We start from the raw sequence: 11,555 nt of genomic DNA, 5'->3' as shown, positions 1-11,555 counted from the left end.
TATTCAACAAAGTGCATAAATATTATACAACGAGGCAGACGGTGAAATCTAATCGTCTGCCTTTCTATATTATCGAGCAATATTTAATGATACTACTGAAAGGAGAACTAAAAACGCCCTTTGTTCCAGAGGTCATTGAGGATGAAAGTTTAGTTAGTTACCTATATAGATTTTCACTTGCAAATCATCATGAAATATCTTGGCAAGCTGAACGAGTTATAAATAAAAATCAAAATATGAACATAGATACCACTAAACTATCTAGCATAACTAACTCAACTTTCGCAGTAACAAAATAGGTCGAATCCCTTGTAGTTCTAAGAGCCAAGACCTCTTTTTCTATTGATTGACAAAAAAACACCCTCTTTGTTTGATATCATGGAAGTGTCGAGCAACCATGCAAACAAAGAAAGGTGTGTAATCTCAATGGTACACCATCTTTCTATCTGACCAGTCTCGTTTTTCTTCCGTGTTCCATTCTCTTCAAATAGGCAAGTTGCTTCGCGAGGCATTCCGATCTGAACGCGCATCCCGTCTGATGAGGACGTAGTGCCATCGCCCCAATAAGAAGGCAGCGACAGCTTATGGTGGTAATTGACAAGAATAGCTTGCGCCTTGTTCATGGCATCTTCATGAAGTCGCGTACCATTCGATAGAGTCTAGCACAACACAATTAATATTGTGTTGCAAACTCCGTAAAAAATTTTAGTTTTGCAACCTTGTTTATTTCAGAGACGTATATAATTATAGTTTCATCATTTGATATCGGGAGGAGAGCATTCATGAGAAAGAAACTAATCGCTTCAGTCGCAGGGATATCTTTGCTGCTGGGAGCTAGCGCTGGCGTTTATGCAGGCGCCAATCTTGAGACGATTCAAGCTTATTTGAATCATACTTTGACCGTTAAGGTGAACGGAGTGCCGGCACAATTGAACGACGAACAAGGGAACGCCATTGTACCAATTACATATCAAGGCAGTACATACTTGCCTGTGAGAGCAATTGCAAATGCGTTAGGAGTTGCTGTTGATTACGACGTGGCTACAACAACCGTGCTTCTGGGCGAGAAAGTCGACGGTATCTCCATTACAGGCGAAGAGTATGACGGCGGCAGCTACCTTACGTCCGATCCGAAGCGCACGATCTATCAGAACAAAGACTATAAAGAAGTGCTTTATAACAATGTAGAGGATAACAGCAGCAATGGCAGCGGTTCTTTTATGCTTACCCCGGATAAAAAATATCAGAAGTTGTACCTGCAGGCAGCCGCTATAAACAAAGAGTTCGAGATCAGCATTTATGAAAGCGGCACGCTCAAACTGCTCAAGCAGGATACGGTAACTGTCGAAGACAAGATGAAAACGATTGAAGCCAATATCGGAGGCATCTCCGATGTGTATATTGAGATCAAAGGGTCCGGCGGCGGATTTGTCATTCCTTTGACGACGTCGTACTACAAATAAAGTTCGAAAGGAATGGAAGCTAATACAAGTTTGGTGCAATGGGGGCTGCTGATGCGGCCTTTTTGTTTTTCGTACAACTAACTGGCAGGTTAATTTAGTTGAAAATAAAGGAAAATAGATAAGATATGAGAAATACTAAAGGGATATATTTTATATTTAAAGTAGTTGCGGAGGGCTTTTCGTTGAAATACTTTTATGGAATATTAGCGGTTTTGGGAGTTGTGTTACCGTATTCGCAATTTCTTCCATGGATCATTCAGAATGGCCTGGATATGTCTCAATTAGTTGAAGAAATAACTCAGACGCGCATTGGATCATTTGCATGGATGGATGTTTTAGTATCAGCAATTGTACTTATTGGGTTCATTCTCTTCGAAGGCAAAAGAAAGGGTATGAGGTCGTTATGGTTGCCGATTATAGGTACTCTTGTAGCAGGTGTTTCATTAGGCCTTCCTTTATTTTTATTACTTCGTGAAATACACATCGAAAAGAAATTACAAAGGCTGAATTTCAGCACTTTTGAGCTAACGAAATAATTGATATGGCGGGGCTGCCGGGACGATTCGGTGGCCTCGCTGTGCTAACGGGCAGCATAGCGTAATGGTTAAGTCATTTTATTACGCCGATAAATTGGTTGAAAGAGGAATCGTTTGACTCGTATCTAATAACTAATCTATTACTTATGAAGGAGGAATACACTTGTTAATTGCGTTTGTCGGTGATACTCATGGTAGAGTGTTACATACCTTAGCAGTTCTAAGTGAATGGCAAATTCGTACAAAAAAGAAGCTTGATTTGATTATCCAGGTTGGCGACTTAGGGGCATATCCTGAACCGAGTGAAGAAGTTAGGAGCGAGAAGTATGTACGACAGGATCCAGCTGAATTAGATTTTAGTCGTTTTTTAACAGCAGAAGGAAGATTGGAAAAGAACATTCGTTACATACGGGAGAAGTATCTTAATCGTATTTATTTTATCCGTGGCAATCATGAAGACTTCGACTGGCTTAATTCCAAAAGTCTACAAGCAGAGCAGGGCATTGTTAACATTGATCCGTTTGATTTGTACTATTACGTAACCGACGGCACCATTATGAATGAAGATAATTTAAAAATTGCTTTTCTAGGTGGGATACAAACATTAACGCAACAACCAAAATCAATTGATCCTGTTGCTTACGGAAAACTTATTCAAATGCCTCCTCGTGAAATTGATATTTTGATTACACACGATGCACCATTTGGAATCGGTACAAACTATCATGGTCAAACACAAGGCTCGACTTTAATTTCAGATTTAATTGGAGCAATACAGCCCAAATATGTTATTGCGGGTCACTACCATCATATGAATGGTCCTAGAACTTTCGGGAGCACGACATATCTAGGACTTAATGTATTGGTCGATCTTAGAGATGATGGTGAACTCAGGAGAGTCCGACCTGGTAGTATTGCGCTGTTAGATACTGAGATGAATAGCGTCAATTTTATAACTGATGATTGGCTATCGAGTATTGATAAGGATTTCAATTTCATCACCCATATGGAAGAGTTAATAAAAAGGGACAATTAGAGTGAAATCGATTGTCTTTTTTTATTGTCTCTTTTATGAAAGAAAGCTTTGACTGATGGAGATTGTAAATGGTACTTCCTTTCGTTTGTTGAACTAAAACCAGCTAATAGTTTGTCAACATTTTTCTGCCTTTCCTATACGCTTAGCTCGCTCACGAGCCCAGCTCTCAGAGCGGCTAGGGCAGAGGCATGCTATCCGTTCGGCAAGCTTAGCCTCTCCAGCCTTCAGGACGTCCTTAGGGATGGAAATTCCTTTAGAAGAAGCAGTGAAACCTTTGAATACAAGTCCCCAAAGGTGCCTCTATTTGACTAATGAGCGGCGCTGGCCGGCCCCCTTTTCGCCCTTCCATCGTATAAGATGACGCGCATGCTGGAGTTCATTTTGAAAGCTACTGGAGCAGCCCGGCAGCTTTTTTAGATTATAAGAATACGATGCCTAAATCTATTTTGTCCGTACGAACCTGTTACTATCTGTTAAAATGGATACTCAGCGAAACCGAGAGCAGAAGTCTTTATATTCCTCGAAGGGCATCGAGTATACATTCACCTTTCCGTAATTGGAATCATACGTATGCATTCTATTGGTGAGCTTTCGGTAGAGGCGGTTCGTATAGTCATTATCCGCGGATGTCGGGATTCTGACTTCCCTCACATGAGGATTGGCATCTTCGATTTCCATGGCTAATTTCTGCAAGCCGCGAAGGAACGTTCTGTTGTTTCGATATTTCTCGATGAAGCAGCTATTGCCCAGTACCGCAATAGCTTTGTCCTTGAAATCGTCCTCCTGCAGACCAAGAACGAAACAGCCAATCCCGACAACCAAATCGGCTTCATTCCGTATAAGGGCGGCCCGGCCCTGTTGCATGTAGTCCCTCACATCCTTCAACGTTAGGCTAACCCGGTAGTAGGGGATAATGTGTGTTCGATGCCGGATATAAAATTCCGTGAATTGGCTCCAGTGAAAAGTAGTCGTGCAAACTTCGAATCGAATCAACCTAGACACCTCTTTAATATTATTTATAGAAAAATTTTCATATAATACTTGTTTTTTACTTAAAAAGATTATATATTAAAAACAATTTCAATCGAAGGAGGTGATCGGAAATGGGCCAATCCGGGTGCAATGTGCCAGCTTTGTGGGAAGTACTTCCTAGACGCGACGACGGATCCATCGACCGGTCGTAAAATTGGTTGCTAATAAGCGGATAGAAGGGAGGCCAGCAGCAATGCTGGTCCTTCTTTATGCGCTGATAAGAAATAATTTGCGTAGACGCCCGCTCACAACTTCAAAGGTTTGGGTCTATTGATCCGATCGACATATTGCCGAATTCGCTCGATAGTCGTGAAGTAAGAGTCGAGCATTCCACAGGAATGCAATTTCGTATTACGGAGTGAAGCGATTTTGCCAAAAAGCCTTCGACGTATATCCGTCGGCGTGCAAAAAAAATCGATCTCGCGAATCGGATGGGGGAATTCTAGCTCCCGTTCAATTAGGGCTTTCATTGCTTCTACAAATCTTATTCCTGTGCCGTATGGAGCCTCAAGATAGAGTAGGACGACTTCAATCCGGGTCTGATCCGCACTTTTGTCTTTTGCGGTCCCATACGTATATGCTATTACCCCTCTGACCAGCCTTTGCTCATCCAGAGCAAGCATGAAACCGGAGTCGTAGAGGGAGGTATACAGCAAGTTCACAGTCGTACTCCACTGATACGGGAGCCCCAGCGACTCTGCATGTCGGCAAATGAATAGGAGCCCATCTTCCTTCATTTGCTCCGAGCTAGCGGATATCCATTGAAGCATCAATCATCTCTCCTTTGCATTCGCGATCTTAACGTTGCTTCCAGTCCTTCCCGGATGGCGGGATAACGCATCACAAGCGGATGAAAGTGGTCGTAGGACAAGGATAAGAACCAACAAGCCGTAACGGTAACGATGGTAGCCGTCCTTGGAATATGCTGCATGAGCGCGATTTCACCGAAATGATCCCCGTCTTCCAACGATGCTACTTTTCGTCGTTCGCCTAAGCCTGCGGAGATAAGAACTTCGACTTTGCCTCTTGCAATCAAGTAAAATTTGTCCCCCTGATCTCCTTGCTCGACGACCGTTGCGCCAGCTTCAAACTTCTCCATGACGAATAGTTGGGAGATCTCATCCAAGGCTTCGGAATCGAGACTGCTAAAGAAAGGGAGCTTGCGTAAACGATCTGACCGGACACAGGCGTTACCGCTGCCGTGGGCAAGCATGAACCCTTGCTGCTTATCCCACATTTGACGGTATTCGCCATTGCGTTCCAGCAGTTCCTCATGGGTCCCGGTTTCGGCCACGCTCCCTTGGCGAAGCACGACGATTCGGTCGGATAAGGCGGCATAAGCCAATCGGTGTGTGACCGATACTATTGACATGCGCCGCCCTAATGTACGGATCGTCTCATTTACGGATCGCTCGGTATCGGGATCCAGGGCTGAAGTGGCCTCGTCCAGGAATAGAATGCGCGGTTTTCGCACGAGTGCCCGAGCCAGGGCGATCCGTTGCCGTTGTCCTCCGGACAGACTGTCCCCGTAATGACTGACGAGAGTGTCATAACCCTCTCTAAATCCAATGATCGTATCATGAATTTCGGCCGCTCGCGCCGCCTCCTCGATTTGTTCTTGGGTCGCTTCGGGGCTGCCGATGCGAATGTTATCCCGAATAGAAGTATGGAACAAGACAGAATCTTGGAAAACAACCCCTACCTGCCTAAGTAGGGAGGCATATTGAACATTCTTAATATCTTGACCGTCGTAGAGCACGACTCCGGTTTGGGGATCGGAAAACCTTAGCATCAGTTGCAGCACCGTGCTTTTCCCGGCCCCGCTGGGACCGACTATAGAAGTAAAGCCCCAGTCCGGTATGGTCAGATTCAGGTTCCGCAGCACCGGTTCACCAGAAACATAGGCGAAGTTGACGTCACGGAACACTATGTCCGAACGGAGGGGAGAGAGTTCCTGCCCGCCTTGCTCGATAACGTCAGGTTCCCAGTCCAACACTTGCTGCAAGCGATCTAGGCTCGTACGAGCCGATAATATAAAAGGCAGAATAGATGTAACACCGAACAAGGACGTGCCAACTGTGAAAAAGATAGAGTTGTAGGCGATGAACTCGCCGATGGTAAGACTTCCGTTGAAGGTCAAGTAACCGCCGTAAGCGAGTATCACTGCGGTCAGAATCGAGATGACGAGCATTGGCAGCCGGTTTAGATTTGAGCTGACGAAATTCCGCTGAACGCCGATCGAGAGCATGGTACGAAGATTTGCTTCGACCTTGTTCAACATGGCGCTGCGCAAATCGAACGCCCGAATGACGCGATATGCCTTAATATGTTCGTCAACCGAACCATTAAAATGATCCAGTTGCTTGTAATAAGCTTCACCCAATGCTAGAGAACGTGACTTGAGCATGCGATAGGGTGCAAACAAGAGAGCGGAACCGGCTAGGGTTACCAGCGTCAGCTTCCATTCCAGCGAAAAGAGAATCGCAAGCCCAACGATAACGCTGGTGATGGAAAGGAGGCCTCCGGTCATGATATAGATTAAGGCTGATTGAATGGCAGGAATGTCATCGGTATATCGGGCAAGCAGGTCTCCTACCCCGAATCTCTTGTAGAAGCGCTGCGATTGCATCTGCATGTGCTGGTATAGCCGTATCCGATATTCGAATAATAAATTCGAACCTAACCGGGCTTTGGCATAATCGGAGGATATACCGGTCAGCACATTAGTAAATCCAAGGATCAGCAAAGCGACGATAATGATTGCCAAAGCCTTACCGTCACGTGGGAGAATGGCAAGGTCAATCAAGTATTTATAGCTGAGGGAGGAGAGGTAACGGAAGATAAGGTCGATGACGGCACCAATCAAAATAAGAAATATGAGAAACGGGGACGACCTAACCAAAGTGAAAATACTCTTCCATAACATCCCAATCAAGTCTCCTTAGCCATTGTAGCGATTCCTGCAAGGGATTCTGCATAACCGTAACATCATTCTAGCGCAAAGAACTACTGTGTAAACTGAAAAGAAAGCGTTTCATGTAAGGTTTGAACGTCTATTAAGTATTTTGTCGAATAAACTGTACTGGATTAAACTATGATCTACATTTTCCTTTAGGCTGGGGCCGGTTTGATGCTGTCCGGAGGGAGGATATTGCCGTACGTTGTCGAATCGAATGCAAAGGGATTGTTTTTTAAAGAGAGATTGTCGAAACAGAGACTAAGGTGATTAGGGTGAAAAAGGCTCATAGCAGGAGAAGCCGATTTGCGGCGCTTGGGATAGTTGTGCTCGTTTTGCTGACCGCTTTGGGATGGCCGCCGAATGGGCTGACTTCCTCTAAAGTCCAGCCTCGTGTTCAGGACGGCGTGCTGGACTTGCGGCAATGGAGTTTGGAACAAGATGGCCCCATACGACTGAACGGAAGTTGGTCTTTCCAGTGGGAGCGGTTGTTGACGAATGACGACCGTTTCGATGGGAACGAACAAGCCGTTACTCGCGATAGGTTCGCGAAAGTCCCAGGTGTTTGGACGAAAAACGGATTGCCGGGTCACGGCTATGCAACGTACCGCTTGAAGGTGCTGACGAACGGACATACGGGCTCGCTCGGTCTCCAAATTCCGGCAATTGCTCCTGCGTACAAGATGATGATCAACGATCGGGTTCTTGCGGAAGCTGGAACGGTTGCAGCGGATCTCTCAGACATGCAGTTTGCCTATTTACCGCAAACGGTCGCTTTTGATCCGCCGGCAGGCGAGTTTGTTCTGCTCATTCAGGTGGCTAATCATCTTTACCCACAGGGAGGCATCTGGTTTAGCCTGACGCTGGGTGATGAACGTCAGATGATGGCTATGAAGGAACGCAGCACGATTGTCGACATGGCGGTATTCGGCGGATGCGCGATGCTCGGTTTGTACCAAATTGCTATATTTTTGCTGCGCAGGGCGGAAAGATCGTCTTTATACTTCGCCATCTGTTGTTTGCTTGGAGCTGTCCGTCAATTGGTGGTAGGCGACATTTATTTGGTCCATATCATTCCGTATGTGGACATCCGCCTTGTTATCGCTATGGAGTATTTGACTTTTTACGGCGGAGTCGCAATCGCCATGCTGTTCGTTCGCGAATTGTATCCGAAGGAATTTAACGGTACCGCGATCAAAGTGCTCGCATGGATCGGATGCGGTTTTGTCGGGACGGTCGTGCTGCTTCCTACCGAATGGTTCACGAGTACGATCGGTTATTTTCAGTTAGTCTCGCTATTCGGCTTTGCTTACATCCTCTGTGGCTTCACACTCGCTTTGTGGCGCGGCCGCAAAGGAGCGTTGCTACAGCTGTCCGGGTGGCTCCTTTTCGTCGCCACGGCCGTTCATGATATTTTATACAGCAATGACATGATGATTGGAACCGATGTACAGCTAGGAACCTATGGTTTTCTTCTTCTGGTTATTATTGAAGCGCTGGAACTGGCCAGGCGGTTCACAAACGCCTATCGTACGATTGAAAGCATGACGGATGAATTGATGGCGATGGACCGTATGAAGGACGAGTTTCTGGCCAACACCTCACATGAACTGAAGACGCCGGTTCACGGAATCATGAATTTATCAATGGCTTTGTTCGACGGAAAGGCCGGTTCTCTGGGCGAATCTGAGCGGGAGAAGCTTGCGCTCATCATCTCGGTGAGCCGCAGGCTGTCCAATTTGATCAACGATATTCTAGACTTATCCTTATTGAAGAATGGCGGCATTCGATTGCAGCAACGTCCGATCGATATCCGTGCCATCGTGTCGGCACAACAGGAAGTGTTCCGACACTATATTGGGGAAAAGGATGTCACGCTTCGTATGGAGTGGCCGGGCGAGTTACCTTTAGCGTTTGCCGATGAAAGCCGGCTGCTCCAGATCATGTACAATCTGATCGGCAATGCCATCAAATTTACGTCTGAGGGGGAAGTCACAGTCCGCGCCAATACGGTCGGAAGCATGCTGCAAATTAGCGTTGCCGATACGGGCATCGGGATTCCGGCTGACCGGCTGGAGATAATCTTTCAAGCGTACGAGCAAGCCAAAACTTCTGTTGCCCAGCCATACGGGGGAGTAGGGCTCGGACTCGGCATCGCGAAACAATTGATCGAGCTGCATGGAGGTCGAATCTCGGTCACTTCCGAGGCCGGCAAAGGCTCCGTGTTTTCCTTTACCCTTCCCGTCTGCGAGGGGAGGGACATCAAGACTTCCGAATTCCAGCTGGCTGAAGACAGATGGTCGGTGTCTCATCTCCCTTCCGCTCAGCCGGTAACAGATGAAATCTTTGATTTGGACGGCCAAGACAAGCACGGACAAGCCATTTTGGCCGTCGATGATGATCCCGTTAATTTGAAGGTGTTAACGGCGGCATTGGCAGGCGAATCTTACCGGATCTTGACGGCGGCAAGCGGTCAGGAAGCCTTGCGTCTTCTGGACAGCGACGGCTGGCGGATCGGATTGGTCATCTTGGATGTGATGATGCCCGGGCTTTCGGGCTATGAAACGTGCCGCCTTATCCGTCAAAAGTATGCACTCTCCGAGCTTCCCGTTCTGCTGACGACGGTGCGAAGCGAGATGGAGGATTTGATTTGCGGCTTCGAGGCGGGGGCGAACGATTTCCTGACGAAGCCTTTTCATCCTCATGAGCTTAGAGCGAGAACACGTTCTTTGCTGGAGACGAAGCGCTCGGCGGAAGAGGTCGTCCGTTCGGAGACGGCATTCCTTCAGGCGCAGATCAAGCCTCATTTTCTGTATAACACGCTGAATACAATTCTCTCTCTGTCATTGGACGAACCGCAAAACGCGCATGATTTGCTGCTGCACTTAAGCCGGTATTTGCGAGGCAGCTTTGATTTCAAAAACAAAGAGAGAGAGGTTTCGCTTCGGAAAGAGCTGGAGCTGGCGGAGGCTTACTTGTATATTGAGCGTGCCCGATTCGGAAAGCGACTGCGCGTTCGCTATGTGGTAGATGAAGAGGCCGGTTGTTGGCTGCCTCCATTAACTCTGCAGCCGTTAGTGGAAAATGCCGTAAGACACGGTGTCACCAAAAAGGAAAATGGCGGGACCGTGACGGTCACGGTTCGCATGCAGGGGGAAGAAATCGTCATTTCCGTCGAAGACGACGGCGAAGGAATGCCGGCTGCGGCACAGTCCATCCTCACGAAAGAAGGAGAAGGAAGCGGTGGGGTCGGACTGAAAAATATTCATCAGCGCTTGCTCCGGCTGTATGGTCAAGGACTCGCAATCGAAAGCCGGGACGGATACGGCACCAAGGTCACCCTGTGCGTTCCGCGTGCCATTAGATCCGAAGGTGGTGAAAAGTTAGCATGATCGGAGTCGTTGCCGTTGACGATGAGCAGCCTGCCCTTAATCGAATTGGCAAGCTGCTGCAAGAGGCGAACGAAGTCCAGGTTCACGGACTGTTTGTTAGTGCCAAAAGTTTTTTGGAATATGTGCTGGTGGCGGAAGAGCGAATTGATCTGGTGCTGCTCGATATGGAAATTCCGGGCATTCATGGGTTGGAGTTGGCGCGACGACTGAGAACGTTCCGACCGGATATCCAGATTGCTTTTCTGACCGCCTATGAGGAATTCGCCCGCGAAGCCTTTGATGTAGAAGCGGTGGATTACTTGCTCAAACCGATTACTAAGGAAGATCTGGTCAGGACCCTGAAACGCTGTATGAAACGGATCGTACCCTATAAAGCCGATGTAGGAGATATAGAGCCGGGGAAATCCGTCCAAAGCTTCGGCATTTTTGTTGTGACGACGGAGAAGGGCGAGCAAGTCCAATTCCGCAATTCAAAGGGGAGAGAGCTGCTGGCTTATTTGCATCATCATGACGGGAAGCCGGTCAGCAAAGCACAAATTCTGGATGATATCTGGAACGGCCGCGATGTGGAGCAAGCGCAAGCTACGCTTTATTCGACGATTTACCAGCTTCGGAAAGACCTCGAAATTTGTGGCCTACATAATATCATCAATCAGACGAAAACGGCGGGCGGCAGCTACCGGCTTGAATGGGCCGTTGCTTATCATGATGTTAGCGCTTATGAGGAGGAGTATTGCCTTTACAAGCAAACGTTATCGCTTGCACACGCTTTGCGAGCAATCCGACTATACGGGGACGGGTATTTGACAGGCAGCGGCTATGTGTGGGCAGCTTCGCGTCAGGCTGAACTCGAACTGAGCTATGTGGAGCTGCTGGAAGCTGTAGCGAATACCTATGCCCGGCAGCATCGCTATGATATTGCCCTGAACCCGATGAAAAAATGGTCGCAGCTCATGCCGCTAAATGAGCGGCTTCATGCCAAGATGGTCGCGCTTCTACTGCTTATGAACAGGGAAGCGGATGCCACGGCCTATCATGGGCTAGCCGTGGAACTGCTCACTCAAAGCGATGAGACGTCCCTCATGGAGTTTTCCGCCATAGCTTCGAACCCTTACTCCTTATTTTGAAGATACACATTGT

9 protein-coding genes and 1 pseudogene are annotated in these 11,555 nt (G+C 47.3%); 6 read left to right on the top strand and 4 right to left on the bottom strand.

Features of this window, described 5'->3' with window-relative positions; translation table 11 throughout:
• Nucleotides 1-41: 41 nt before the first annotated feature.
• Nucleotides 42-299 (top strand): hypothetical protein, encoded by a 258-nt coding sequence (locus tag ABD796_RS01715; protein WP_344901875.1) that lies wholly within the window; start codon nt 42-44, stop codon nt 297-299.
• A gap of 210 nt (nt 300-509) precedes the next feature.
• On the opposite strand, the pseudogene ABD796_RS35585 reads toward ABD796_RS01715, so the two are convergent.
• A pseudogene (locus ABD796_RS35585) lies at nt 510-641 on the bottom strand (Tn3 family transposase); the annotation flags it as partial.
• 141 nt (nt 642-782) lie between these two features.
• On the opposite strand from ABD796_RS35585, the gene ABD796_RS01710 reads away from it, so the two are divergent.
• From ABD796_RS01710 to ABD796_RS01700, 3 genes are all read left to right on the top strand, one after another.
• The gene (locus tag ABD796_RS01710) at nt 783-1,463 is read left to right on the top strand and encodes a stalk domain-containing protein (protein ID WP_344901872.1); all 681 of its coding nucleotides are present in this window, start codon (nt 783-785) and stop codon (nt 1,461-1,463) included.
• A 182-nt stretch (nt 1,464-1,645) separates the two neighbouring features.
• Complete coding sequence (locus ABD796_RS01705) at nt 1,646-1,999, top strand: DUF2834 domain-containing protein (protein WP_344901869.1); 354 nt, start codon at nt 1,646-1,648, stop codon at nt 1,997-1,999.
• Between the two features lie 163 nt (nt 2,000-2,162).
• The gene (locus ABD796_RS01700; protein WP_344901866.1) at nt 2,163-3,035 is read left to right on the top strand and encodes a metallophosphoesterase family protein; all 873 of its coding nucleotides are present in this window, start codon (nt 2,163-2,165) and stop codon (nt 3,033-3,035) included.
• Between the two features lie 486 nt (nt 3,036-3,521).
• Here ABD796_RS01700 and ABD796_RS01695 read toward each other — a convergent pair whose 3' ends face one another.
• The 3 genes from ABD796_RS01695 to ABD796_RS01685 all read right to left on the bottom strand — a co-directional run bounded on the left by ABD796_RS01695 (nt 3,522) and on the right by ABD796_RS01685 (nt 6,993).
• Complete coding sequence (locus ABD796_RS01695) at nt 3,522-3,899, bottom strand: hypothetical protein (RefSeq protein WP_344901863.1); 378 nt, start codon at nt 3,897-3,899, stop codon at nt 3,522-3,524.
• A 413-nt stretch (nt 3,900-4,312) separates the two neighbouring features.
• On the bottom strand, nt 4,313-4,837 hold the full coding sequence (locus ABD796_RS01690) for a hypothetical protein (protein ID WP_344901860.1): 525 nt from the start codon (nt 4,835-4,837) through the stop codon (nt 4,313-4,315).
• Nucleotides 4,837-6,993, bottom strand: a complete 2,157-nt coding sequence (locus ABD796_RS01685) for an ABC transporter transmembrane domain-containing protein (protein ID WP_344901857.1) — start codon at nt 6,991-6,993, stop codon at nt 4,837-4,839. The genes ABD796_RS01690 and ABD796_RS01685 overlap by 1 nt, the downstream gene beginning before the upstream one ends.
• A gap of 305 nt (nt 6,994-7,298) precedes the next feature.
• Here ABD796_RS01685 and ABD796_RS01680 point away from each other — a divergent pair, with 305 nt between their 5' ends.
• Both ABD796_RS01680 and ABD796_RS01675 read left to right on the top strand, forming a co-directional pair.
• Nucleotides 7,299-10,415 carry a hybrid sensor histidine kinase/response regulator gene (locus tag ABD796_RS01680; RefSeq protein WP_344901854.1) on the top strand — a complete coding sequence of 1,039 codons (3,117 nt, stop codon included), beginning with the start codon at nt 7,299-7,301 and terminating at the stop codon, nt 10,413-10,415.
• Entirely contained in the window at nt 10,412-11,542 is a 1,131-nt protein-coding gene (locus ABD796_RS01675; protein ID WP_344901851.1) for a response regulator, read from the top strand. The genes ABD796_RS01680 and ABD796_RS01675 overlap by 4 nt, the downstream gene beginning before the upstream one ends.
• Nucleotides 11,543-11,555 lie beyond the last annotated feature (13 nt).

This window comes from Paenibacillus hodogayensis (assembly GCF_039536325.1).
Taxonomy (GTDB): Bacteria; Bacillota; Bacilli; order Paenibacillales; family NBRC-103111; genus Paenibacillus_AB; species Paenibacillus_AB hodogayensis.
This window is presented reverse-complemented; position numbering and strand designations above follow the sequence as displayed.